Source organism: Aquamicrobium aerolatum DSM 21857, from assembly GCF_900113935.1.
In the GTDB taxonomy this organism is placed as follows: Bacteria; Pseudomonadota; Alphaproteobacteria; order Rhizobiales; family Rhizobiaceae; genus Aerobium; species Aerobium aerolatum.
Genome location: NZ_FORF01000001.1, coordinates 98663 through 121255, shown reverse-complemented (window position 1 = coordinate 121255; position 22593 = coordinate 98663). Strand labels below are relative to the sequence as shown.

The window sequence follows — 22593 nt, the reverse complement described above, 5'->3', positions numbered from 1 at the left end:
CTATCTTCTCGCCGAAATCGACAAAGTTTTCGGATTATTGCGCCAGATCAACACGATGCCCTCTCAAGCGATGCTAGAGAGACGTCAAACGACGTGGCAATTTGCCCACATTGCGGCAATGGACGCACAATGCGCCGGAGATTACGTTGCGGCGCAAATTCAGGAAGGCACCATGAACTATCAGCGGTTTTTCGACGAGGCGATCGATCAGCTCCATGCCGAACGACGTTACCGGGTGTTTGCAGATCTGGAGCGGATCGTCGGAGCGTTCCCGAAGGCGCGCTGGCGCGCCGACGGCGAGGCTCGCGAAATCACTGTCTGGTGCTCGAACGACTATCTCGGCATGGGTCAGCATCCTGACGTCATCAAGGCAATGCAGGACACCGCCGCAGGCATGGGGTCCGGCGCTGGCGGCACGCGCAACATTTCCGGCACGACACACCCGCTGGTGCAGCTTGAAGACGAGCTGGCAGACCTGCATGGAAAGGAAGCCGGACTCGTATTCACCTCCGGTTTCGTGTCCAACGAAGCAGCGATCTCGACAATCGGCCGCCTCCTGCCGAACTGTCTGATCCTGTCCGACGAACTCAATCACGCCTCGATGATCGAAGGCGTTCGCCGCTCTGGTGCCGAGAAGAAAATCTTCCGCCACAACGATGTCGCGCATCTGGAAATGTTGCTGCAACAGGCCGGACGCGAGCGCGCCAAGCTGATCGTGTTCGAGAGCGTCTACTCGATGGACGGCGATATCGCACCTATCGCGGCGATTGCCGATCTCGCCGAAAAATATAACGCGATGACCTATATCGATGAGGTCCACGCGGTTGGCATGTACGGCGCGCGTGGCGGTGGCATCACCGAGCGCGAAGGCCTTTCCCACCGTATCGACGTGATCGAAGGAACGCTGGCCAAGGCATTCGGCACGCTCGGCGGCTACATCACCGGCACCCGGTCTGTTGTCGACGCCGTGCGCTCTTATGCGCCGGGCTTCATCTTCACGACCGCGCTGCCACCAGCCATTGCAGCGGCAGCCGTCACCTCGATCCGCCACCTGAAATCATCGCAGGTCGAGCGCGACGCCCAGCAGCGCCAGGCGCAGGCCACCAAGGACATCCTGTCGGCAAGCGCCCTGCCGGTGATGCCTTCGGAAACCCACATCGTGCCGATCCTGGTTGGCGATCCGGAACTGTGCAAGATGGCGACCGACCGTCTTCTGGCCAAGCACGGCATCTATATCCAGCCGATCAACTATCCGACGGTTCCGCGTGGCACCGAGCGCCTGCGTGTCACCCCAACCCCTCTGCACGACGACAGCCTGATCGAAACCTTGCGCGATGCGCTGGTCGAAACCTGGACCGCCTTGGGCATTCCATTCCGCGACGATAGTGCCCCGGTCGAGCCGGTTGCGTCTGATCGCGTCGTGCCGCTGCTGGTCGCAAAATCGGGCGGCTGACCGCTCGACCCGAACCATGCCCCAGGCTCGCCCCACGGCGAGCCTGCAGACTTTTCTTCCCTCGCTTCAGATCTTTCTGATCCAGTCCGCAATCCGTCCTGCGGCTTCCTCGACGTGATCGAGCCGCCGGTGGAAGCAAAGACGAAACGAGCCGTCGCCACCGGCACCGAACGCGCTTCCCGGCGCCAGCCCGACACCGCAACTATCCACCAGATCAAGCGCCGCCTGACGCGTGTCGGCAACCCCGTCAATCGAGAAGAATGCATAAAACGCACCTTCGGGAGCGGCCAGTTTGACACGTCCCGTTGCCAGCAACCGGTCGCAGACAATATCGCGCGCCGCACGCGCGCGTTGCACCTGCTCATCAACGAAGGCGTCGCCATGATCGAGCGCCGCAACTGCACCGCGCTGCAGGAACGCCGGCACGCCTGACACGGAATATTGCACGAGGTTCTCGAACACCTGCTGCAGCGAGGGGTGGGTGCGCAGCCAGCCGATACGCCAGCCGGTCATCGACCAGTTCTTCGAAAAGCTGTTGACGAAGATGATCCTGTCATCAGGTTCCATCACGTCGATGAACGAAGGCGCGCGTGCGCCACCGTAATAGAAGCGAGAGTAGATTTCGTCAGCGATCAGCCAGACACCCTTCTCACGCGCGACGTCGAGAATCGACTTTAGTGTTGCCCGATCGGCAGTCCAGCCGGTCGGGTTGGACGGACTGTTGATGAAAATCGCTTTTGTCGATCCGCTGACCGCCGCGCGTATCTTCTCGACGTCGCAGGTCCAGCCATTGCCCGACCTTTCGAGTGTGACCGGCACGGGTTTCACGCCCGCCAGTTCCGCGCTCGCGGCAAAGTTCGGCCAGGCCGGCGAAAGATAGACGATCTCGTCACCATGGCCTGCCACCGCGTCGATCGCCATCTGGATCGCGTGCATGCCGCTGGTGCTGACGATGAATTCCTCGGCCTTGAACGCACCGCCGAACTGCCGCGCATAGTAGCGCGCAAGGGCTTCGCGCAATTCGGGGATACCGCGCTGCCAGGTGTAGAAGGTCTCGCCTGCCGCCAGCGCCTCGCTTGCTGCACGCGTAATGAAGTCGGGCGTTGGCAGATCCCCCTCTCCGACCCAAAGCGGGATCAGGTCCGCCCTGCCCCGCGCATGGTTGACCAGCTCGACAATTCCGCTCTCCGGTGCACCGCGCGCAACATCGCGCAGAAACTCCACCTGTGACATGCAAATCCTCCTCAAGAAAAAGGCCCCGGTCGCAAGCAATCGGGGCCCTTGGCATTTCTATCGCGCAGCTTACTTGGTCGCAAGCAGATCGCGAATTTCCGTCAACAGCTTGACGTCTTCTGGCGGAGGAGCAGCCGGTGCGGCAGCTTCTTCACGCTCAAGGCGCTTGCGCATCGTGTTCACGCCCTTGACCATCAGGAAGATGATCCAGGCCAGAATCATGAAGTTGATGATCACGGTGATGAAGTTGCCATAGGCAAACACCGCACCCTGCTCACGGGCAGCTGCCAGCGTGGTGGCTGTCACGTTGGAGGACAACGGGAGGAAATAGTTCGAGAAATCGAACCCGCCGAAAATCGCGCCGACGATCGGCATAATGATATCATCCACCAGCGAGGAAACGATGAGCCCGAAAGCTCCGCCGATGATCACGCCGACAGCAAGGTCCATGACATTGCCGCGTGCGATAAATTCCTGAAATTCTTTAATCATCCTTCCCTCCTGGAGATGGAAATTGCTCGAGTAGAACCCCCACCCAAAAAACTTGGGCAGCGCGATCATACCAAAAACCACTCGAACGATAAGCAGGAAAACGGCAGAACCGCCGCAGGGTCACGTCCGGTCGGGTTGTGGCTGGGCCGGCTGGTTTTCCTGCTCGAAATCCCGGACAATTCCCATGAAGCGGCGGAAGAACCGTTCCATATAGCCCAGCGTCTGTTCAAATTCCTGTTCGTCCGGCATGGAAGCTGCGGGTCGGCCTGCTTCAAGTGTCTTCACGCGCGCCTCCAGCGCATCGACACGATCCTCCAGCACGTCAAGATCGCCCTCATATGCGGCGCGCTCGTCGCTCGCCATTCTGCAGATCAGTTGGCCGCTTTTCTCCTGGCAGATGGACATCGAGCCGGTCTTGGTGTCGAGCCGGACATAACCGTCATCGGTACGCTGCAGCTGGTAGCGGTCAACCTGCTCCTGCGCCATGGCCGGCAAGGCCACGCAAGCCATCGCGATTGTCACGCCTGTCACACATCGATTGAGCATGATCGTCTTCCTCAGTAGGTGTGCTTGCAGCATAGCAGTGGATTTATGCCCTAAATGCGTCAACGATGCGCTTTCCTTTATCTCGCGTCGGGCCTATAGCAGCCCCATGCACACATTGATTTTCAAGATCGTCCCCGAGTCTCTCTGGCGCGAAGCCGAAGCCAAGGGCGTTTTTTCCGGCGCGCTGATCGACCTTGAAGACGGCTACATCCATTTCTCGACCGCCACGCAGGCGCAGGAAACTGCGGCAAAGCACTTTGCCGGCCAGACCGATCTGCTCATTGCGGCGATCGACACGCGCCGTCTTGGCAGCGAACTGAAATACGAAGTGTCGCGCGGCGGCGCACTCTTCCCCCACCTCTACGCCTCCCTCGACCTTTCTGCCGTCGCCTGGGTCAAGCCCCTCCCGCTCGACACCGATGGCCGGCACATATTTCCGGATTTGACAGCATGATTCCTGGGTTCGACCGCATTGGACAACGTCTCCTTTTCGCCTTCGATCCCGAAACTGCTCATGGAATTTCTCTTTCAGCCCTGAAAACCGGTCTGCCGCTGGCCTGCACGCCGGTCACAGATCAGAGGCTGGCCGTGCGGGTGGCGGGCCTCGAATTTGCCAACCCTCTCGGCATGGCTGCCGGCTTCGACAAGAATGGCGAAGTACCGGATGCGCTGATCGGTCTGGGCTTCGGCCATGCCGAGATCGGCACCGTCACGCCGTTACCGCAAACAGGCAATGCGAAACCGCGCATTTTTCGCCTCGAGGAAGATCAGGCCGTCATCAACCGTCTGGGCTTCAACAATGAGGGCCATCAGGCGTGTCTGCGTCGCCTGCGCCATCGCAGCGGCCGCACCGGCATCGTCGGCGTCAATATTGGCGCCAATCGGGACAGCGCTGACCGGATCGCGGACTATCGCGCCGGTGTCGAGCTTTTCGCCCCCCTCGCCACCTATCTGACCGTCAATATTTCCTCGCCCAACACGCCGGGCCTGCGCGATCTTCAGGCGCGTGCCAGTCTTGCCGAACTGCTTGCAGCGGTGCGCGATGCGCGCGACGCACAGCGGCAAAAATCGGGCCGCAACACGCCGATCTTCCTCAAGATCGCGCCAGATCTGACCGAGGCGGATCTGGACGACATTGCCGCGGAAGTTCTCGACAATGGCATCGAGGGCGTCATCGTCTCCAACACCACGCTTGCACGGGAGCGATTGAGCAGTCGTCATGCCAAGGAAGCTGGCGGTGTCTCCGGAAAACCGCTTTTCGAACGCTCCACAGCGGTGCTCGCACGCATGCGCCGCCGGCTTGGACCAGATGTCGCCATCATTGGCGTCGGCGGGGTGGATTGCGCCGAGGCCGCTGCCGAAAAGATCCGCGCTGGCGCCGATCTCGTGCAGCTCTACACGTCCATGATCTATGCCGGACCATCCTTGCCCGGCAAGATCGTGAAGGGCCTGGCCACCATCGTTGCGCGCGAACGCCTCACATCGATCTCGCAGATGCGCGACACCGCGCTGGAGAAGTGGGAAGCGGTGGCGATCTGAAAATGATGCGGGTCAGCGCCGGTAGCTGACAATCCGCAACAGGATGAATGCCGGAATGACGACCGCCGCACCGAGCAGCAGATAGCCCCAGAAGCGATAGATCGCGTCGAAGCCGAGATTCCACAATCCGACGAAGAAATCCTCGATCCGGTAGAACACATCCCATGGCGACCATCCGAACGTCGCCATCACAATGCCGACCAGAAATGAGATCACGATCAGCTTGATCGCAACCCGCAAGGGCGTGTCGCCAAGAAAGCGGTTCATTGCGGACATCTGTCGTCTCCTGCGGTCGTTCCGTCGCAGATAGCGGCGATCCGCGACAGCATCAAGGCGGCGATTGCGTATTGTTGCTTCTGCGCCCATCGGATGGAACCAGTTCGCCCGCCCGGCGTTTGCGTTTTATTGCAGACATTCTTTGGGGCATTCATGAATCAGAACGGTCTTTATCTCCTCATCGGCGCGCTTGTCGTCGTTGTCATCGGGCTCGGCGCTTATGTTTACCGCCAGGAAAGCCAACCTTCCGGGGTTGAGCTGCGGATCAACGAAAGCGGGGTCTCCATCGAGGGGAACTGATCCACAGGGCGGGGCATTCTCTCTCCACATACAAGGAAAATGCCATGGCCGATCCAGTCAACACCGACGACATTCGTAAAGACCTTGAAAAGCAAATCGCTGACCTCAAGAAAGAGGTGACGCGGATGTCGAAGTCTCTCTCCGAGCGCGGAGAAGAGCTTTACGACAATGTCCGCGACGAAGCGGAAGGCGCCTATGACGAAGTGGCGCGGCGCGCGCGAGGCGCTTCCCGCCAGATGCGCCAGCAGGCGCATGCGGTCAGCGATGCGATCCGCGAAAACCCCGGCACTGCCGCAACCGTCCTCTCCTCGGCCGGTCTGCTCGGCTTTGTTCTGGGACTGGTTCTCGGCCAGGCACTCTCGTCGAGCGACCGCTCTTCCCATCGCTGGTACTGACACTTTCAACATAGTCTGAGCCACACCGGGCCTGATGTTGCCAACAGCAGCATCAGGCCTTTTTGTGGCAATAGAGCTTCAGCTTCTGTCCGCACTGCCGGGCCAGCACCATATTTGCCTGCAACAGCCGTTAGCGGATTGATTTCTGCGCGGTGCTGGATTAGCCCTGCCTCGTCTGGCATCGCGCCAGCCGAACAACCAACCGAGAAACCGATGGACGACGATTGTACTAGTGTGATCGCGCGACAAGATTGCCGGTCACCAAAAACAACACTGCCAAGACGGCACGACGCGTCCTCCTCCTCCTGACGGTTTGGCGCCTCCCGTGCCTTGTCGCGATGGAGACGCCTATGGACACACGTACCCAGCCTATCCGCGAGATCCTGCTCACCGGAACCTCCGATGACATCCGCGCAGCGCTCGTTGCCGAGCATCCCGCTGACATTGCCAAAGCCCTGAAGACGCTCGGCGCTCATGACGCCTGGGCCAGCCTCAAGCTTGTACCGGTCGAGCAGCAGGCGGAAATATTCGGCTATCTCGACAACGACTTCCGCACCCTCCTGGCGACCGTCATGGCGCGCGGGGCACTTGCGGCCATCGTGATGGAGATGAACGCCGACGACCGCGCCGATCTCTACAAGCAATTGTCCGAAGACCAGCGCAAGGCGCTCATGCCCGGTCTGGCTCAGGCCGAGCGGGAAGACATCCGTCGGCTTGCTTCCTATGAGGAAGACACAGCCGGCGCGATCATGACGTCGGACTATGCGGCGCTTTCGCCCGAGCTGAGCGCGACACGCGCGCTGACGGTCCTGCGCCGCGAAGCACCGGACAAGGAAACGATCTACCGCACCTATGTCATCGACAGCGACCGCATCCTGCTCGGCTCGGTGCGGCTGCAGGATCTGATCACCGCGCCCGCACACGCCAAAGTCGCCGACATCATGGAGACCAACACCCATGCGGTGCGAGTTGATGACGACATCGAAAATGCCGTGCGCAAAATCGCGCACTACGACGTCGTCGCGCTGCCTGTCGTCGATGAAGCCGGGCGGCTGGTCGGCATCATCACGCATGACGATGCCTTTGACGTCATGCAGGCGGAAGCCACCGACGACTTTCACCGCGTCGGTACGGTCACCGGGCTTGAGGCCAGCGTGGGCTCGGCGTCGATCCCGATGCTTTACCGGGCGCGGATCGTCTGGCTGATGGTCCTTGTCTTCGGCAACATCTTTTCCGGCGCAGGGATCGCTCATTTCGAAGACACGATCGCAGCCCATCTGGCCCTGATGTTCTTCCTGCCAATTCTGATCGCCTCCGGCGGGAACGCCGGGTCGCAATCTGCGACATTGATGGTGCGTGCGCTGGCAACCGGTGAAATCGGCATGTCGGACTGGGGTCGGGTTCTCGGCCGTGAGCTTGTCGTGGCGATCCTGCTCGGCCTCAGCATGGCCTGTGCGATTGCGGTCATCGGCGTGGTTCGCGGCGGACCGGAAATCGCATTGGTCATTGCCCTGTCGATGATCCTCATCGTCATCGTCGGCAGCCTGATCGGCATGCTCCTGCCGTTCATTCTCTCGCGGTTCAACATGGACCCGGCCACGGCCAGCACGCCGCTGGTCACGTCGATCGCCGATGCCACCGGCGTGCTGATCTATTTCAGCATTGCGCGCACGATTCTTGAGATGCCTTGAACAGGGTCCGGTCGATCTGCAAATCTGGGAGTTTCCGGCCCGCATGCAGGCGGGCCTGATTTTTCCCCGATGGCAGGGTACAAGGGCTCAGGTTTAGTTTTCGGGCTCCCGATCATGCCGCAGCGACCGGAGCCCGCATTGCGGAAAGGACATGCCATGGCGATAAAAACCATAATCGTGGCACTGGCGTTCGAGCAGGACTGCCAGCACATTGCCGGGCGTGCAGTGCAGCTCGCCAATGAACACAACGCTCAGCTCATCGGCGTGCACGTGCTGGAAGGTATCGACACGGCCGAAACCTGGATGCCCTCCAGTCTCGAACTGGATGCGCTGACGGTGCGCATCACCGACGAGAACCGCCAGCGTCTCTCCGAAACACTCAGTGGCACGAAAATCCCGGCGATGCTCCATGTCGCGACCGGCAAACCCTTTGCAGTCATCGAGGATCTTGCCGTTTCGTACAACGCCGATGTCATCATCATGGGGGCAGGCGTTGCCCGGAACGCGCGCGAGAAATTTTTCGGCTCCACCGCCGACCGCCTGGTCCGGCGCTCGCCCTGCCCGGTGCTCGTCGTTCGCGATTTCAACATCAACGCCTATCGCCATGTGGCAATCGGCGTTGATTTTTCAGACCATGCCAAAGCAGCTGTAACTGCCGCTTCAAACCTTGTTCCCGCCGCATCGCGCGAACTCATCCACGCGATGGAAATCCCGCTGGCCTTCGAGCAGGCAATGAGAAATACCGGCACCAGCCAGGCGGAAATCGAGCGTTATCGTCAGGCCAGGGCGAAGGCCGCGCGCAAGCAGATCGTTGATCTGTTCGGCGATAAAGGGCGACTTCCATCGGCAACGAAAATCAGGATCGCTCGTGGCGATCCATCCTCTGCCCTGCTGACGGCCTCGCGCCGCTCAGGAACCGATCTGGTTGCCCTCGGCACCCAAGGCAACAACGCCGTCGCCCAGCATCTGCTTGGCAGCGTCGCGCGAAAGGTTCTGGCTGGTTCGGGATGCGATGTTCTTGCGGTATCCGCCACAGCATCAGCTTAGGCGATCTGGAGCGGGTGAAGGGAATCGAACCCTCGTCGTAAGCTTGGGAAGCTTCTGCTCTACCATTGAGCTACACCCGCAACCGCGCGATTAATCATCCAGCGCGGGCAGGTCTGTCAAGCGGCATCATGCATCATGGGCTGCGGAAATGTTTCGAAAGCTTCAGGCCCTGCGCCTGATAGTTCGATTTCAGGTCGGAGCCATAGAGCCGGTCCGGGCGTGACAGCATGTGCTCATACACCAGCCGCCCGACGATCTGGCCATGTTCGAGGATGAACGGCACTTCGTGGCTGCGCACTTCCAGCACCGCGCGGCTGCCCGTGCCGCCGGCTTCGGTGTTGCCGAAACCGGGATCGAAGAACCCGGCATAGTGGACGCGAAATTCGCCGACCAGCGGATCGAACGGCGTCATCTCGGCGGCATGATCCGGCGGCACATGCACCGCTTCGCGCGACACCAGAATGTAGAACTCGTCCGGGTCGAGGATCAGTTCCTGTTTGCCGCGCGAATAAAGCGGCTCCCAGAAATCGTGCAAATCCTGCGCCCCGCGCACATCGACGTCGATGACCGCCGTGTGATGCTTGCCGCGATAGCCGATCAGCCCCTCGCGGTCGCCGACCAGATCGATCGACAGCGCGATGCCGTCGCCTGAAATGTTGGGCTCATCCGACGCGACCAGCGTTTCGCGGGCATGCAAGCCCTGCAATTCGATCTCCGACAGCAGCGCATGCCCCATGCGGAACCGTATCTGCGACAGCCGCGATCCGGCGCGCACGACAATCGGGAAGGTGCGCGGGCTGACTTCGATGAACAGCGGCCCGTCATAGCCGGCAGGGATCTTGTCGAACTCTTGCGTGCGGTCGGCCATGACGCGAGTGAAAATGTCGAGCCGCCCGGTCGAGCTTTTCGGATTGGCCGAAGCCGACACGCCGGCCGGCAAGGTCAGCGATTCCTGCAGCGGCACGATGTAGACGCATCCGGTTTCCAGCACCGCCCCGCCGGACAGGTCGATCTCGTGCAGCTTGAGCCGTTCCAGCTTGTCGGCCACCGTGCTGTTGGGTCCGGGCAGGAAGCTGGCGCGCACGCGATAGGCCTTGGTGCCAAGGCGCAGGTCGAGGCTCGCCGGCTGGATCTGGTCCACGTCGAGAGGCCCGGCGCTTTTCAGCGCGCCCGCGTCAAACAATGCCGCGATGTCACGATCCGGTAGAATACCTGTTGTACGCACGTGCAAAAGTCCTTTTCATTAGGATGAGGTTTAATGACGTGATGAATTGACGCAAGCCATGGGAAGGCGTAAGGCACCGTTATCCCGTGGTGATTTGCCGGTCGGCTTGCAGCCACGTTAAACAAGTCGCTAAAAGGGACCGATGAGGAAACTGGCGCGCGACTTCTTGCGGCCGGTTTTTTTGTGTTTGGAACCCGAGACAATGACAAGCGACAACAGGAATAACTGGAAGCCGGCCACAAGTCTGGTGCACGGCGGAACGCTGCGTTCGCAATTCGGCGAGACATCCGAAGCCATCTACATGACGCAGGGCTTTGTCTATGAATCCGCCGAAGCCGCTGAAGCACGTTTCAAGGGCGACGAGCCGGGCTTTGTCTACTCGCGCTATGCCAACCCCACCAACGACATGTTCGAGCGTCGCATGTGCGAGCTGGAAGGTGCCGAAGAGGCGCGCGCCACCGCGTCGGGCATGGCGGCAGTGGCTGCTGCCTTGCTGTGCAGCGTCAGCGCTGGCGACCATGTTGTTGCCGCGCGCGCGCTGTTCGGTTCCTGCCGCTGGATCATCGAAACCCTGATGCCGCGCTATGGCATCGAGACGACCCTGGTCAACGGCACGGACCTTGGCGAGTGGGAGCGCGCCGTGCGTCCCAACACCAAGATCTTCTTCCTCGAAAGCCCGACCAACCCGACCCTTGAAGTCATCGACATTGCCGCCGTGGCCAGGCTTGCCAATCAGGCAAATGCGCGCCTCGTCGTCGACAACGTGTTCGCCACGCCGCTGCAGCAGAAACCGCTGGAATTGGGCGCGCATGTCGTCGTCTACTCGGCCACCAAGCACATTGACGGTCAGGGTCGCTGTCTGGGCGGCGTCGTCCTTTCGGACCGCAAGTGGATCGAGGAGCATTTTCAGGATTACTTCCGCCACACCGGCCCGTCGCTGTCCCCGTTCAATGCATGGACGTTGCTGAAAGGTCTTGAAACGCTCCCCGTGCGGGTGCGCCAGCAGACCGAGAACGCCGGCCGTCTTGCCGACCATCTTGCATCGCATCCCGCGATCGAAAAGGTGCTCTATCCGGGACGCAAGGATCATCCGCAGGCAGACATCATCGCGCGTCAGATGACGGGTGGCTCGTCGCTGATCTGCTTTAACGTCAAGGGCGGCAAGGCCGGTGCATTTTCGTTGCTGAACGGCCTGCAGATCGTCAAGATCTCCAACAATCTGGGCGACGCCAAGAGCCTCATCACCCACCCGGCGACCACGACGCACAAGAACATGACGGCGGAGGCGCGCGCCGAAGTCGGCATCCTCGACGGCACGTTGCGTCTGTCCGTCGGCCTTGAAGATGGCGACGACCTGATCGAGGATTTTGACCGCGCTCTGGCCAAATTGGCCTGAGCATTCCCCCGCCTCGCTATCCGGAGACCGGCATGACACGGGATCAGGGCGCCAACGCCCAACAGATCGAAACGCTTTCGGCGCAACAGCTTGCTGCGGCGGTGCCTGATCCCATCATCATCTTCGACCGGCGCGGCACCACGCGCTATGCCAATCCCGCGGCAATCAGCGCCTTCGGGCACATCCCGGCGGGCACGATGCTGACCCACAAATTCCGCACGCCCGAGATGCAGAAGATCATCGAGACCGCGCTGCGGGAGATGCGCCCCGGTGCGCTCGAATATGTCGAGCGCGTGCCGCTGGAGCGCGCCTTCAGGGTCGCCGTCCTGCCGCTGGAAGGCACCAACCTTCTGATGATCCACTTCAAGGATCAGAGCGAAACGCGCCGCATCGACCGGATGCGCGCCGATTTCATCGCCAATGCCAGCCACGAATTGCGCACGCCGCTCGCCTCGATTTCCGGTTTCATCGAAACCTTGCGCGGCCCCGCGCGCAACGACGAGAAGGCCCGCGACAGCTTCCTGCAGATCATGCAGACGCAGACATCGCGCATGGCGCGCCTGATCGACGACCTTCTGTCGCTGTCACGTATCGAGATGAAGCCGTTCGCGCGCACGGGCGAGAAGATCGACATTGGCGAGATCGTCGCCAGTGTCGTGGAATCCCTCAGCCATCTGGCACGGGATCTAGGCGTCACCGTCAACTTCGTACCGCCACAGGAAAAAGTGCTCGCCCCCGCCAACCGGGATGAACTGACCCAGGTTCTCGTCAACCTCCTCGAAAACGCCTGCAAATATGGCCAGTCCGGCGAGCGCGTCGACGTCACCATCGGCCAGTCCAGCGACGGTCCTGCCCCGGAAGTCGTCGTCACCATCCGCGACTATGGGCCAGGGATCGCCGAGGAGCACATTCCGCGTATCACCGAGCGCTTCTATCGCATCGACGGAGAGACGAGCCGGGTCAAGAACGGCACCGGGCTTGGGCTGGCCATCGTCAAGCACATCCTCACCCGCCATGACGGTCGGCTCAGCGTGAAATCCAAACTTGGCGAGGGCGCAAGCTTCACCATTCACCTGCCTGCGCAATAAGGTGTCACAATCCCGTCGCACGCTTTCTTTTTCCTGTCATCAGGCTAGCCTATGACCAGTAGACCGTAGAATCTCGCAGGGCCTGTATCGTTGATGACTTCCAAGCATATCGTCCGTGCCTACGACGAGGAACTGGCCTCTCTTGGCAATCGCATCGCATCCATGGGCGGCCATGCCGAGCGCATGGTCGAGCAATCCGTTGCCGCCCTCATCAACGCCGACGCAGCCCTGGCGCGCAAGGTCATTGCCGACGATGCGATACTGGATGAAGGCCAGCGCTGGATCGATGATCGCGCCATTCTCCTGATTGCCCGGCGTCAGCCGATGGCGGACGATCTGCGCGAGATCATCGGCACGATCCGCATCGCCGCCGATCTCGAACGCGTCGGCGATCTGGGCAAGAGCATTGCCAAGCGCGTCGTGGCCGTTTCCGATGCGCGCCAGCCGATCCAGCTGTTTCGCGGCCTTGAGGCGCTGGCAACGCTGGCGCTCACCCAGCTCAAGCAGGTGCTGGACGTCTACGCCTCGCGTTCCGTCGAGGCCATCTCCTTCATGCGCGATCGCGATGAAGAGATCGACGCCATGTACACGTCGCTGTTTCGCGAACTTCTCACCTACATGATGGAAGACCCGCGCAACATTTCACCGTGCACGCATCTTCTGTTCTGCGCCAAGAATATCGAGCGCATCGGCGACCACGCCACCAATATCGCCGAAACGGTCTATTATGTCGTCACCGGCGAGCAATTGCCGCCGGAACGCCCGAAAGAAGACAAGAGCCACCGCGTGGTCCTGTCTGCTGACGGCGACAAGGCGTAGCCATCAACGGCTCGGCGTCGCGCAAAATCTGGAAATTGAACTGCTGCTGTAAACTGCGGGGCTTCGCCCGGCATGTGCGATCAATTGGCAGCATCTGGCTCAATTGAAATGTCGCACCAAACCGCTTTGATGCGGTCTTTCCGGCCCGTCGCGACTGTCGCGCACGGGCCGGGAAACCTTCAATCGCCTTAGCGGGCGCGGCGACGCTCGGACGCCGGCTGATAAGCCAGCTTGGAGTGATAGCCGCAGTAAGGCCCGGCCTCGCCGGCCTCGTTGCCACAGAAGCTGAATTCTTCGCTCAGCGGGTCGCCGTTCGGCCATTTGCAGGTGCGTTCGGTCAGCTGGATCAGCGTCAGGTTGCGCGAGATCGGCAACACCACGTTTTCCGACATGTGAACCATCGCACGCGCGGCCGGCTGCGCCTCGAACTGGACAGCAAGCGCGGTCGCGCCGACGCTGGCCGGAGCCGAACGCACCGGGCGTGCAACCGGCTTCTGAACCGGGGCCGGCGACACTGAAGGAGCCTTCTTTGTCCTTGGCTGCGCCGCTGACGCACGCCCCCTCGCCGACAGCTTCAGGCGGTGCACCTTGCCGATAACCGCGTTACGGCTTACGCCGCCGAGCTGCGTTGCAATCTGGCTGGCGCTCAGCCCTTCAGCCCACAACTTCTTCAGCAACTCAACCCGTTCGTCGGTCCAGTTCATGGGAAAAGCTCCTGCTCTGGCGGCGGGTAAACGGAATCCCTCACCGTTCGGCAAAATGCCGCAACGATACTACATCTACCGGGTGATTAGATCCGCCGCACGAAATCTAGTTATTTTCTATCGCCAAACTACAGTACGGGCTGACTCCATGACAAGAGTCTGAGCCGTTTGACGAATCAGATTTTATGGTTTTCCCCAACTTGGCTCGAATGTGAGTCCAATCTGTCACACGTGCCGCGCCGGGGCATGACTTTCACAAAAGACGTTTCAATTGACACAAAAAGCGGAAAGGTCGATATATCTCCGCCTTTGCCGCCCTTTGGGCGGCTTTTTGATTTTCCAAACGGGTACGAGCCCCGTTCAGGCAGTCTGAGAGGTATATAATGAGCGGATCCGCACTTTTCGAGACCTTTGCCCGCGCACCTCTGGCATTTGACCGTGGCGAAGGCAGTTGGCTGGTGACGGAAGACGGCGAGCGCTACCTCGACTTTGCCGCCGGTATTGCCGTCAATTCGCTTGGTCACAGCCACCCGAAGCTGGTCGCCGCCCTCACCGAGCAGGCAGCCAAGCTCTGGCACGTTTCGAACCTCTACGAGATCCCCGGCCAGGAGCGTCTTGGTGCGCGTCTCGTCGAGAACAGCTTCGCCGACCGCGTGTTCTTCACCAATTCGGGCGCCGAGGCGCTGGAATGCGCGATCAAGACCGCGCGCCGCTACCACTATGCCAAGGGCAATCCGCAGCGCTTCCGCACCATCACCTTCGAAGGCGCGTTTCATGGCCGCACGCTTGCGACCATCGCCGCTGGCGGGCAGCAGAAATATATCGACGGCTTCGGCCCCAAGGTCGACGGCTTCGACCAGGTGCCGTTCGGCGACGTCGCAGCGCTAGAAAACGCCATCGGCCCTGAAACCGCCGCCATCCTGATCGAGCCGATCCAGGGCGAAGGCGGCATCCGCCCCGTCCCTGCCGCGTTCATGCAGAAGCTGCGCGCCCTGTGCGACCAGCACGACCTGATGCTCATTCTGGATGAGGTTCAGACCGGCATTGGCCGCTCGGGCAAGCTCTTCACCTATGAATGGTCCGGTGTCTCGCCCGACATCATGGCGATTGCCAAGGGCATTGGCGGCGGCTTCCCGCTGGGCGCGTGCCTTGCCACCGAACGCGCCGCAATGGGCATGACCGCAGGCGTCCACGGCACCACCTTCGGCGGCAATCCGCTGGCGATGGCCGTCGGCAACGCCGTGCTCGACGTCGTCCTGGAAGATGGCTTCCTGCAGGCGGTCAACGACAAGGCGCTCATCGCCAAGCAGTCTCTGGCTTCCGTGGTCGATGAATTCCCTGAAATCTTTGAAGAAGTGCGCGGCTCCGGCCTCCTGCTCGGGCTCAAGTGCAAGGTGCCGAACACGGCGGTGACGGCTGCGCTGCGCGACGAAAAACTGCTGGTGGTTCCGGCTGGTGACAACGTCATCCGCCTGCTGCCTCCCCTGACCGTCAGCGACGAGGAAATTCGCGACGCGGTCGCCCGCATTCATGCGGCGGCCACGGTCCTGACCGAAGCAAAGAAAGCAGCATCGTGAACACATTCAGGCATTTCACCGATCTTTCGAGCATCCCCAGCCACGATCTGCGCGGCATTCTTGATGATGCGCGCGCGCGCAAGCTGCGCCTGAAGTCGGGCACCGAAACCCAGCGCCCGCTCGCCGGCAAGGCGCTGGCCATGGTGTTCGAAAAGCCCTCCACGCGCACGCGCGTTTCCTTCGATGTCGGCATGCGCCAGCTCGGCGGCGAAACCATCATGCTCACCGGCACGGAAATGCAGCTTGGCCGCTCCGAAACCATCGCCGACACCGCCAAGGTGCTGTCGCGCTATGTCGATGCGATCATGATCCGCACCACCGAACATGCACGCCTCTTGGAACTAACCGAGCACGCCACCGTGCCGGTCATCAACGCGCTGACCGACGACACCCATCCGTGTCAGATCATGGCCGACATCATGACCTATGAGGAACATCGTGGCCCGGTGAAAGGCAAACTCTTCACCTGGACCGGCGACGGCAACAACGTCCTTCATTCGCTGATGGAAGCTTCGGCCCGTTTTGGCTTCCGCGTCAATGTCGCGGTGCCGGAGGGCAGCGAGCCGGCGCAGCACTATGTCGACTGGGCCAATGCCAATGGCGGTGAAGTGCGCTTGATGCGTTCGGCCACCGAGGCGGTCAAGGACGCCGACTGCGTGGTCACCGACACCTGGGTCTCGATGGGTCAGGAGCACCGTGCGCGTGGCAACAACGTCTTCCAGCCCTATCAGGTGAACGAAGAGCTGATGTCGCATGCAAAGTCCGACGCCTTGTTCATGCACTGCCTTCCGGCCCATCGTGGCGAGGAAGTCACCGATGCCGTGATCGACGGGCCGAACTCGGTGGTCTTCGATGAGGCCGAAAATCGTCTGCACGCGCAGAAGGCGATCCTTGCCTGGTGCTTCGGCGCTTGAACGCCGGCAGACCTGCTCCTATCTGTCGGTCTTCGCTCATCCGCAAGATGATGTTATAGCGCGCGCCATTCCATGCCGCCGGGTGTCACCCGGCGCGCGAGCGCACAGACAGGACAGGCCCCGTGGCAGATGTATCAAGAGAGCTTGGCGATTTCGGTTTTGCCAGTGACGACAATGTAGTTCCGTTCGATGTGTCGGCGCTTGATGCGCGCGGCCGCATCGTTCAGCTCGGGCCGATCGTCGACACCATCCTTTCGCGTCATGAATACCCCGAACCGGTCGCGCGGCTGCTCGGCGAAGCCATGGCGCTGACCGTTCTCCTTGGCACGTCGCTCAAGTTCGATGGCAAGTTCATCCTGCAGACGCGCTCCGACGGTCCAGTCGACATGCTGGTCGCCGACTTCACCACACCCGGCTCGCTGCGCGCTTATGCGCGTTTCGATGAAACCCGCCTGCAAGAAGCCATCGCCGCCGACAAGGCTTCCCCTGCCGATCTTCTGGGTGCTGGTGTCCTTGCCCTGACCATCGATCAGGGCGAGTGGATGCAGCGCTATCAGGGCATCGTGCAGCTCGATTCAACCTCGCTCGAAGAGGCCGCGCGGACCTATTTCCGTCAATCGGAACAGATTCCGACGGAAGTGCGTCTGTCGGTCGCCCGCCACATGGTCCGCGGCGAGGACGGGGTTGTCGCTGAAGGCTGGCGCGCCGGTGGCCTGCTGACGCAGTTCCTGCCCACAGCGCCAGAGCGCATGCGCGGCCCTGACCTTCACGGCGGCGACGGCGATGATGGCTCGAACCATCTGCCTGTCGATGACGCATGGGCTGAAGTTCAGGCGCTGGTCGGCACTGTCGGCGCGGACGAACTGCTCGATCCGACGGTTGGATCGGAACGGCTGCTCTACCGGCTGTTCCACGAGCACGGCGTGCGCGTCTATGAAGGCGTCCACGTCATCGATCAATGCAGCTGTTCGAGCGAAAAGCTGCAGACCATCCTTCAGGGCTTTTCCGCCGAGGAGATCGCCGAGAGCACCGAAGACGGCCAGATTCACGTCTCCTGCCAGTTCTGCTCGAAAAAATACAGCTTCGACCCGGCAGAACTGACCCCGGTCGAATAGCAGCACGGGCTTTATTCTGTCCGCAAACTGCCTGTATAGTCCGCCGGACTGTAGACTGGAGAGTACGGATGCGTTGTTTGCTTACCGCCCTGACGCTTGTCGGCCTTGCCGCCACAGCGTCAGCGGCCAGCCTTGAAATCCCGCTGCCAGAAGGCGTCGAGGCCGAGACCGTCGAGGCGAGCTATGCCTGCGGTGATCGCACCATCAATGTCAGCTATATCAATGCCGGCGACATTTCGCTGGCACTGCTGGAGTTCGAGGACAAGACGGTCGTGGCGTCCAACGTCGTGTCGGCATCCGGTGCGCGTTATGCCGGCGGCCAATATATCTGGTGGACCAAGGGCGACAGCGCCGATCTGTACGACCTGATGGAAGGCGGCGAGGACGCCCCCGCAATATCCTGCCGCGAGGCCTCGTGACGAAGCCACAATAAGGCCTCACAGATTAACGCTAGCGGCAAGATTTTATGAAGATTTTAGCCGCAAGAGTCCCGTTGCGGCGGGGGTCGGGAACTGGGAGTGGACACCGATCATGACCGCGAAATTTCTGCTCATTGTTGCGATGGCCGCCGCCTTCGGCTGGGGCTTCTCGTCGCTGGTCAGGCATTCCGAACTTGCCATCGGGCCTGAGGGACAACGCGTCGCCTGCGAGCAATGGGCCGGCAACGAATGTTCCACTCGCTTCGTGCGCTGATCTCCAGCGCCCTCCAGCCTTAATCAAACCTCAAGGGATGGCGTGCAATCGTGCATCCAACTGGAGTGGGAAGGACCGGCTGATGCCGACGGGCTCCAGAGGAGCGATGACAGGACCAGCATGCCGGACATGGCCGCAACCCGCGCTGAATTGCGAGAGGAAACCGCAGAGGCAGTTTGCGAGATCGCGATCTGTATTGCGCAGGCAATTCACGACCTTGACCCGGAAGCCCATCGGCGGATGAATTTCGCCGCCGGCAAGGCCTATAACCGCCTCCTGGGCGAGCAGCGCGATCTGGCCGCCGACATTCTCTACCGTTTCGGCCGCGCCCTGATGGACACCGATCTTTTTCCCGAGCCGGAAGACGCCGACGCGGGCTGACCGCCAGCAAACATCATTTCGCGCACCCACGGAACTTTCCGCCGCACTTCCAAGTTGTCTGAGACAATTTTGGAGATGTGGCTATGCGATTGCTTCTTCTGGCTCTGGGTTCATGGGCCTTGTGGAAAATCTGTCAGGAAAACCAGCTGCTGCAACCTGCAAAGCTGGCTGACAGCGATGCGAAACCGCGCCGCCTGCCCGCGCCCAAACGCTGACCACCCGCATCAATTGATCGAGGGGCGTGCTTCGGGCATGTCGAGCGAGAATGCCGGAATCGCAACATCGAACCGCTCGCCCAGCTTCGTCTGCATCGTATAGGTGCCGACCATGAAGCCGGACGGCGTTCGCAGCGGACAGCCGGACGTGTACTGGAATGCGTCGCCGGGCGCGATTTCCGGCTTTTCTCCGACCACCCCTGCCCCGTGCACTTCCTCGATCTTGCCTGCCGCGTCGGTGATACGCCAGTAGCGCTCGATCAGTTGCAACGGCTCCTGCGACTTGTTGGAGATCGTCACCTGATAGGCCCAGACATAGTGGTTGTCTTCCGGGCTGGAACGGTCGGCCAGATAGAACGGGACGACCTCGACGTCGACATCGCGTGTGGTGCTTCGATACATGCAGTTTTTCCGCTTCCTCATATTTGCATATGGACCCGCCGGGTCGAAACTCAAGAGAAACCTGCGTGCCGCAGCAGCCAAAAATGCGCTGGACCGGCACGAGACACGGACATAGCATCGCCGTCACGCAGAGGAAAACCACCCATGGCAAAAGCTGGCAAATCGCAGTCCTCGACCAAACCCAAGCCGATCAAGCTGAAAATCAACGGCCAGAAACGCACCTTCGACATCGACGACCCAAAATTGCCGAACTGGATCGATGACAGCGACCTGAGTGCTGGTGGCTACCCCTATGACAAGCGCATGAAGCGCGAAGATTACGAGCAGGCGCTCGAGCGCATGCAGATCGAACTGGTGAAGCTGCAATACTGGCTGCAAAGCGCCGGCGAACGCGTAATGATCCTGTTCGAGGGGCGTGATGCCGCCGGCAAGGGTGGCACGATCGCAGCCATGCGCCAGTACATGAACCCGCGCACCGCGCGCAACGTTGCGTTGCCCAAACCGACCGAGACCGAACGCGGGCAGTGGTACTTCCAGCGCTATGTCGCTCACTTCCCCACGGCGGGGGAATTCGTCACCTTCGACCGGTCCTGGTACAATCGCGCCGGGGTTGAGCCGGTGATGGGCTTTTGCACCCCGCAACAGCATGAGCTGTTCCTTGAGCAAGCACCACATTTCGAGCGCGGCATCGTCGCCGACGGCATCCGCTTCTTCAAGGTCTGGCTCGCCATCGGCCAGGAAACCCAGCTCAGGCGATTTCATGATCGCCGCCACGACCCGCTGAAAAGCTGGAAATTCTCGCCAATCGACATTGCCGGCATCGAGAAGTGGGACGACTACACGAAAGCGCGTGACGAGATGTTCGAACGCACCCACACGCAGGACACACCGTGGATCGTGGTGCAGGCCAATGACAAACGTCGCGCGCGCCTTGCCGTCATCCGCCGCCTGTTGCTTTCGATTCCCTATGATGGTCGGGACGAAAGCGCTATCGGCGAGGAAGACGCGGCAATCATCGGCGGCCCTTGAGGTTTCCTGGCCTGGCTGACGACCACGATGGGACGGGCGGGCAGATGCGCCGTCTTTGCCCAGTGGTGCGGTCGCCGATGGATTTCCCACAGCGAGCGCCACGCTGCGCCTGACAGCAGCAGCCAGTAACCGGGGGTCATGGCGACGACGCGCCAGAACCCGCGTCGCTCGCCGCGGCCCAGCGTCACCCCGCCCAGCCAGATGAAGACGCCATATCCGCCCGCCACGCTCACCGCGGCAAAGATCAGCAGCGCAATATCGAGTGCAGTCGGAGCGATGATCGTCAGTCGCAGCGCCGACAGCAACACCGTGCCCAGCACCACGGGATGCACGAGCGCCGACAGCACCATGCCCAGATAAAGCACCTGGGTCACCAGAAAGTTGCCCAGCCCCAGCTCCTGCCGCAACACCGCCGGGTCGCGCATATGCACGAGCCAGGTTTGCAGCCAGCCCTTGAACCAGCGCACCCGCTGCGGGAACCATGTCGCGACATCCTCCGGCCCATCTTCGAAAGTGGGATAGGACAGCGTTCCGGTGCGATATCCATAGCGGCGCAGCCGCAGGCCGAGATCCGCGTCTTCGGTCACATTGTATGGATCCCAGCCGCCGACCTTGCGCAGTGCTGCCATCCGGAAATGGTTCGATGTCCCACCCAGCGGCGTCACCAGCCTGCGGCGCGCCAGCCAGGGCAAGAGGCCGCGAAACAGACCGGAATATTCAAAGCCGAACATCCGCGCGACACCGCTGTGGGCGATGTTCGTGATCACCAGCGGCGCCTGCAGGCAGGCCATCTCATCGCTTTCGATGGCGAAGCGCTGCCAGGCTTCGACCAGTTGCAGCGGGTGCGGACGGTCTTCGGCATCGTAGAGCGTGACAAACTCGCCACTGCAGGCCGCCAGCGCATAGGCCAGCGCCTTCGGCTTGGTGCGCGGCTCCGATGGCGGCACTTCGATGATCTCGATATTGCCGCGCAGCTGCATCGCCTTCAGTGCGCTCAGCGTTTCCACGTCGTCACACTCGCACACCAGCTTGATCTCCAGCCGGGTGCGCGACCATTGCAGTTGGCCGAGCGCCACCAGCAATTGCGGCAGCACCGCGCGCTCCTTGCGCAGCGCTACCAGCACCGAATAGACCGGCATCTGCGCGCGTTGGGGCGGTGGCAGCGGCGCAAGATCGAGAGGCCCGGCACCCTTGACCGCAAACAACCGCAACAGAAGACAGGCGCAAAACGTCAGCGCAGCGATGAGATTGAGCGCAGCGAGCGTCACCCATGGTGCAACCAGCATGCCCCAGACAAGGACCAGCACGAGTGTCGCCGCCATCGCCCCCTGCCAGCCATTCGCCACCAGACGCGCCGACAATTCCGGTCGGCTGCGAAACAGCGAATGGCGTGAATCTTCCAGCAGCCGCTCTTCACAGCGCACAAACAGAGCCCGGCGCAACATGGAAGGTGTCCCGACATGCAGACGCTGGCGTAGCCCTGGATTGCGCGTCAGGCGTTCGCGCAGCGCAGAAATGTCGAGATTGCCGTCGACCAGCGCAAATTGCAGCTTTCCGCCCGCCTGCGCCAAGGGCACGACCCGTGGCGACGCGCTCTGGCGCAGCAGATCGAGACACTGGCGCTCGTTCAGCACCAGCCGGTCCGGCGCGATCTCCGGCAGGAACCCCAGCCCGAGATAATCCGCAATCGCGCGATAGATCTCGACATCGCCGTTCAGACCCGAGACAAGCCATTCCTGCAGGAAACTGGAGCCATTGGACAAAGCACGCTCGGCAAGGTCATAGGCCTGCACCCGTGAGATATTGAGCCGATCGAGTATGGCTTGCCATGGCACCATGACCGCCAGGATCGCATCCACATTGCGCGGCATGTCACGCGATCCGCGCAGGTCCGGGCGACGTGCCGGCGCCATCATCCGTCCGCCGCGCCACACGCTCGCCACACCCGCCAGTCCGTGCGGGAATTTTTCGCGATGTGGCGCCGGCGCTACCATCGCCGCCGCATCAGCTGTGCGGGGTTTCTCATCGCAGGGCAGGTCGACGCCCGCCGCGACACAACAAAG

The 22593-nt window shown here is 61.4% G+C and carries 26 protein-coding genes, 1 tRNA gene and 1 riboswitch; of the genes, 18 read left to right on the top strand and 9 right to left on the bottom strand.

Going from position 1 to position 22593, the window contains the following annotated elements:
• Positions 1 to 172 precede the first annotated feature (172 nt).
• Positions 173 to 1453: a 5-aminolevulinate synthase gene (gene hemA / locus BMZ42_RS00575; protein WP_091517790.1), complete on the top strand. Its 1281-nt coding sequence runs from the start codon at positions 173 to 175 to the stop codon at positions 1451 to 1453.
• Between the two features lie 66 nt (positions 1454 to 1519).
• Here the strand turns inward: hemA and BMZ42_RS00570 are convergent, their stop codons facing one another.
• From BMZ42_RS00570 to BMZ42_RS00560, 3 genes are all read right to left on the bottom strand, one after another.
• The gene (locus tag BMZ42_RS00570; RefSeq protein WP_091517480.1) at positions 1520 to 2686 is read right to left on the bottom strand and encodes a pyridoxal phosphate-dependent aminotransferase; all 1167 of its coding nucleotides are present in this window, start codon (positions 2684 to 2686) and stop codon (positions 1520 to 1522) included.
• 69 nt (positions 2687 to 2755) lie between these two features.
• Positions 2756 to 3178 (bottom strand): large conductance mechanosensitive channel protein MscL, encoded by a 423-nt coding sequence (gene mscL / locus BMZ42_RS00565; RefSeq protein ID WP_091517478.1) that lies wholly within the window; start codon positions 3176 to 3178, stop codon positions 2756 to 2758.
• Positions 3179 to 3298: 120 nt separating this feature from the next.
• Positions 3299 to 3724: a hypothetical protein gene (locus BMZ42_RS00560; protein ID WP_091517477.1), complete on the bottom strand. Its 426-nt coding sequence runs from the start codon at positions 3722 to 3724 to the stop codon at positions 3299 to 3301.
• 106 nt (positions 3725 to 3830) lie between these two features.
• Here BMZ42_RS00560 and BMZ42_RS00555 point away from each other — a divergent pair, with 106 nt between their 5' ends.
• Entirely contained in the window at positions 3831 to 4178 is a 348-nt protein-coding gene (locus tag BMZ42_RS00555) for a DUF952 domain-containing protein (RefSeq protein ID WP_091517475.1), read from the top strand.
• On the top strand, positions 4175 to 5263 hold the full coding sequence (locus BMZ42_RS00550) for a quinone-dependent dihydroorotate dehydrogenase (RefSeq protein ID WP_420492429.1): 1089 nt from the start codon (positions 4175 to 4177) through the stop codon (positions 5261 to 5263). The genes BMZ42_RS00555 and BMZ42_RS00550 overlap by 4 nt, the downstream gene beginning before the upstream one ends.
• Positions 5264 to 5275: 12 nt before the next feature.
• Here BMZ42_RS00550 and BMZ42_RS00545 read toward each other — a convergent pair whose 3' ends face one another.
• Entirely contained in the window at positions 5276 to 5539 is a 264-nt protein-coding gene (locus tag BMZ42_RS00545; protein ID WP_091517787.1) for a DUF6460 domain-containing protein, read from the bottom strand.
• Between the two features lie 153 nt (positions 5540 to 5692).
• Here BMZ42_RS00545 and BMZ42_RS17895 point away from each other — a divergent pair, with 153 nt between their 5' ends.
• The 4 genes from BMZ42_RS17895 (at position 5693) to BMZ42_RS00525 (ending at position 8972) form a co-directional block, all read left to right on the top strand.
• The gene (locus BMZ42_RS17895; protein ID WP_091517474.1) at positions 5693 to 5839 is read left to right on the top strand and encodes a hypothetical protein; all 147 of its coding nucleotides are present in this window, start codon (positions 5693 to 5695) and stop codon (positions 5837 to 5839) included.
• 44 nt (positions 5840 to 5883) lie between these two features.
• The gene (locus BMZ42_RS00535) at positions 5884 to 6234 is read left to right on the top strand and encodes an anticodon-binding domain-containing protein (protein ID WP_091517472.1); all 351 of its coding nucleotides are present in this window, start codon (positions 5884 to 5886) and stop codon (positions 6232 to 6234) included.
• A gap of 350 nt (positions 6235 to 6584) precedes the next feature.
• Entirely contained in the window at positions 6585 to 7925 is a 1341-nt protein-coding gene (gene mgtE, locus BMZ42_RS00530; RefSeq protein WP_091517470.1) for a magnesium transporter, read from the top strand.
• 156 nt (positions 7926 to 8081) lie between these two features.
• On the top strand, positions 8082 to 8972 hold the full coding sequence (locus BMZ42_RS00525) for a universal stress protein (RefSeq protein WP_175556584.1): 891 nt from the start codon (positions 8082 to 8084) through the stop codon (positions 8970 to 8972).
• 6 nt (positions 8973 to 8978) lie between these two features.
• Here BMZ42_RS00525 and BMZ42_RS00520 read toward each other — a convergent pair.
• A tRNA-Gly gene (locus tag BMZ42_RS00520) sits at positions 8979 to 9052 on the bottom strand.
• Between the two features lie 53 nt (positions 9053 to 9105).
• Positions 9106 to 10197, bottom strand: coding sequence for a 2'-deoxycytidine 5'-triphosphate deaminase (locus tag BMZ42_RS00515; protein ID WP_091517785.1), 1092 nt, complete (start codon positions 10195 to 10197; stop codon positions 9106 to 9108).
• 76 nt (positions 10198 to 10273) lie between these two features.
• Positions 10274 to 10351: riboswitch (SAM riboswitch) on the top strand.
• A 48-nt stretch (positions 10352 to 10399) separates the two neighbouring features.
• On the opposite strand from BMZ42_RS00515, the gene BMZ42_RS00510 reads away from it, so the two are divergent.
• The 3 genes from BMZ42_RS00510 to phoU all read left to right on the top strand — a co-directional run bounded on the left by BMZ42_RS00510 (position 10400) and on the right by phoU (position 13500).
• On the top strand, positions 10400 to 11593 hold the full coding sequence (locus BMZ42_RS00510) for an O-succinylhomoserine sulfhydrylase (RefSeq protein ID WP_091517467.1): 1194 nt from the start codon (positions 10400 to 10402) through the stop codon (positions 11591 to 11593).
• A gap of 32 nt (positions 11594 to 11625) precedes the next feature.
• Positions 11626 to 12681: an ATP-binding protein gene (locus BMZ42_RS00505; protein ID WP_091517465.1), complete on the top strand. Its 1056-nt coding sequence runs from the start codon at positions 11626 to 11628 to the stop codon at positions 12679 to 12681.
• Positions 12682 to 12774: 93 nt separating this feature from the next.
• On the top strand, positions 12775 to 13500 hold the full coding sequence (gene phoU, locus BMZ42_RS00500) for a phosphate signaling complex protein PhoU (protein WP_091517464.1): 726 nt from the start codon (positions 12775 to 12777) through the stop codon (positions 13498 to 13500).
• Positions 13501 to 13688: 188 nt separating this feature from the next.
• Here phoU and BMZ42_RS00495 read toward each other — a convergent pair whose 3' ends face one another.
• Positions 13689 to 14204 carry a GcrA family cell cycle regulator gene (locus BMZ42_RS00495; protein ID WP_091517462.1) on the bottom strand — a complete coding sequence of 172 codons (516 nt, stop codon included), beginning with the start codon at positions 14202 to 14204 and terminating at the stop codon, positions 13689 to 13691.
• A gap of 383 nt (positions 14205 to 14587) precedes the next feature.
• Here BMZ42_RS00495 and BMZ42_RS00490 point away from each other — a divergent pair, with 383 nt between their 5' ends.
• The 7 genes from BMZ42_RS00490 (at position 14588) to BMZ42_RS18365 (ending at position 19099) form a co-directional block, all read left to right on the top strand.
• The gene (locus BMZ42_RS00490) at positions 14588 to 15781 is read left to right on the top strand and encodes an aspartate aminotransferase family protein (RefSeq protein WP_091517460.1); all 1194 of its coding nucleotides are present in this window, start codon (positions 14588 to 14590) and stop codon (positions 15779 to 15781) included.
• Positions 15775 to 16695: an ornithine carbamoyltransferase gene (argF, locus tag BMZ42_RS00485; protein ID WP_420492432.1), complete on the top strand. Its 921-nt coding sequence runs from the start codon at positions 15775 to 15777 to the stop codon at positions 16693 to 16695. Before BMZ42_RS00490 ends, argF begins: the two co-directional genes overlap by 7 nt.
• A 122-nt stretch (positions 16696 to 16817) precedes the next feature.
• Positions 16818 to 17810, top strand: a complete 993-nt coding sequence (locus tag BMZ42_RS00480) for an Hsp33 family molecular chaperone (RefSeq protein ID WP_091517456.1) — start codon at positions 16818 to 16820, stop codon at positions 17808 to 17810.
• 68 nt (positions 17811 to 17878) lie between these two features.
• Positions 17879 to 18229, top strand: a complete 351-nt coding sequence (locus BMZ42_RS00475) for an MliC family protein (RefSeq protein WP_091517454.1) — start codon at positions 17879 to 17881, stop codon at positions 18227 to 18229.
• 112 nt (positions 18230 to 18341) lie between these two features.
• Entirely contained in the window at positions 18342 to 18503 is a 162-nt protein-coding gene (locus BMZ42_RS17890) for a hypothetical protein (protein WP_175556583.1), read from the top strand.
• Positions 18504 to 18623: 120 nt separating this feature from the next.
• A complete protein-coding gene (locus BMZ42_RS00470; RefSeq protein WP_091517452.1) occupies positions 18624 to 18884 on the top strand; it encodes a hypothetical protein in 261 nt (86 codons plus the stop codon).
• 83 nt (positions 18885 to 18967) lie between these two features.
• On the top strand, positions 18968 to 19099 hold the full coding sequence (locus BMZ42_RS18365; protein ID WP_280139821.1) for a hypothetical protein: 132 nt from the start codon (positions 18968 to 18970) through the stop codon (positions 19097 to 19099).
• A gap of 9 nt (positions 19100 to 19108) precedes the next feature.
• Here the strand turns inward: BMZ42_RS18365 and apaG are convergent, their stop codons facing one another.
• Positions 19109 to 19501 carry a Co2+/Mg2+ efflux protein ApaG gene (gene apaG, locus BMZ42_RS00465; protein ID WP_091517450.1) on the bottom strand — a complete coding sequence of 131 codons (393 nt, stop codon included), beginning with the start codon at positions 19499 to 19501 and terminating at the stop codon, positions 19109 to 19111.
• Positions 19502 to 19645: 144 nt separating this feature from the next.
• Between apaG and ppk2 the strand changes: the two genes are divergently transcribed.
• Positions 19646 to 20530 carry a polyphosphate kinase 2 gene (gene ppk2, locus BMZ42_RS00460; RefSeq protein ID WP_091517448.1) on the top strand — a complete coding sequence of 295 codons (885 nt, stop codon included), beginning with the start codon at positions 19646 to 19648 and terminating at the stop codon, positions 20528 to 20530.
• On the opposite strand, the gene BMZ42_RS00455 is transcribed toward ppk2, so the two are convergent.
• Positions 20467 to 22524 (bottom strand): glycosyltransferase family 2 protein, encoded by a 2058-nt coding sequence (locus BMZ42_RS00455; RefSeq protein ID WP_091517446.1) that lies wholly within the window; start codon positions 22522 to 22524, stop codon positions 20467 to 20469. The two genes, ppk2 and BMZ42_RS00455, sit on opposite strands and share 64 nt — an antisense overlap.
• Between the last annotated feature and the right edge of the window lie 69 nt (positions 22525 to 22593).

Bases quoted from the DNA above. Each gene is read 5' to 3' on its own strand.
- hemA (WP_091517790.1), top strand. From the start codon at position 173: ATGAACTATCAGCGGTTTTTCGACGAGGCGATCGATCAGCTCCATGCC.
- BMZ42_RS00570 (WP_091517480.1), bottom strand. From the start codon at position 2,686: ATGTCACAGGTGGAGTTTCTGCGCGATGTTGCGCGCGGTGCACCGGAG.
- mscL (WP_091517478.1), bottom strand. From the start codon at position 3,178: ATGATTAAAGAATTTCAGGAATTTATCGCACGCGGCAATGTCATGGAC.
- BMZ42_RS00560 (WP_091517477.1), bottom strand. From the start codon at position 3,724: ATGCTCAATCGATGTGTGACAGGCGTGACAATCGCGATGGCTTGCGTG.
- BMZ42_RS00555 (WP_091517475.1), top strand. From the start codon at position 3,831: ATGCACACATTGATTTTCAAGATCGTCCCCGAGTCTCTCTGGCGCGAA.
- BMZ42_RS00550 (WP_420492429.1), top strand. From the start codon at position 4,175: ATGATTCCTGGGTTCGACCGCATTGGACAACGTCTCCTTTTCGCCTTC.
- BMZ42_RS00545 (WP_091517787.1), bottom strand. From the start codon at position 5,539: ATGTCCGCAATGAACCGCTTTCTTGGCGACACGCCCTTGCGGGTTGCG.
- BMZ42_RS17895 (WP_091517474.1), top strand. From the start codon at position 5,693: ATGAATCAGAACGGTCTTTATCTCCTCATCGGCGCGCTTGTCGTCGTT.
- BMZ42_RS00535 (WP_091517472.1), top strand. From the start codon at position 5,884: ATGGCCGATCCAGTCAACACCGACGACATTCGTAAAGACCTTGAAAAG.
- mgtE (WP_091517470.1), top strand. From the start codon at position 6,585: ATGGACACACGTACCCAGCCTATCCGCGAGATCCTGCTCACCGGAACC.
- BMZ42_RS00525 (WP_175556584.1), top strand. From the start codon at position 8,082: ATGGCGATAAAAACCATAATCGTGGCACTGGCGTTCGAGCAGGACTGC.
- BMZ42_RS00510 (WP_091517467.1), top strand. From the start codon at position 10,400: ATGACAAGCGACAACAGGAATAACTGGAAGCCGGCCACAAGTCTGGTG.
- BMZ42_RS00505 (WP_091517465.1), top strand. From the start codon at position 11,626: ATGACACGGGATCAGGGCGCCAACGCCCAACAGATCGAAACGCTTTCG.
- phoU (WP_091517464.1), top strand. From the start codon at position 12,775: ATGACTTCCAAGCATATCGTCCGTGCCTACGACGAGGAACTGGCCTCT.
- BMZ42_RS00495 (WP_091517462.1), bottom strand. From the start codon at position 14,204: ATGAACTGGACCGACGAACGGGTTGAGTTGCTGAAGAAGTTGTGGGCT.
- BMZ42_RS00490 (WP_091517460.1), top strand. From the start codon at position 14,588: ATGAGCGGATCCGCACTTTTCGAGACCTTTGCCCGCGCACCTCTGGCA.
- BMZ42_RS00475 (WP_091517454.1), top strand. From the start codon at position 17,879: ATGCGTTGTTTGCTTACCGCCCTGACGCTTGTCGGCCTTGCCGCCACA.
- BMZ42_RS17890 (WP_175556583.1), top strand. From the start codon at position 18,342: ATGACCGCGAAATTTCTGCTCATTGTTGCGATGGCCGCCGCCTTCGGC.
- BMZ42_RS00470 (WP_091517452.1), top strand. From the start codon at position 18,624: ATGCCGGACATGGCCGCAACCCGCGCTGAATTGCGAGAGGAAACCGCA.
- BMZ42_RS18365 (WP_280139821.1), top strand. From the start codon at position 18,968: ATGCGATTGCTTCTTCTGGCTCTGGGTTCATGGGCCTTGTGGAAAATC.
- apaG (WP_091517450.1), bottom strand. From the start codon at position 19,501: ATGTATCGAAGCACCACACGCGATGTCGACGTCGAGGTCGTCCCGTTC.
- ppk2 (WP_091517448.1), top strand. From the start codon at position 19,646: ATGGCAAAAGCTGGCAAATCGCAGTCCTCGACCAAACCCAAGCCGATC.
- BMZ42_RS00455 (WP_091517446.1), bottom strand. From the start codon at position 22,524: ATGGTAGCGCCGGCGCCACATCGCGAAAAATTCCCGCACGGACTGGCG.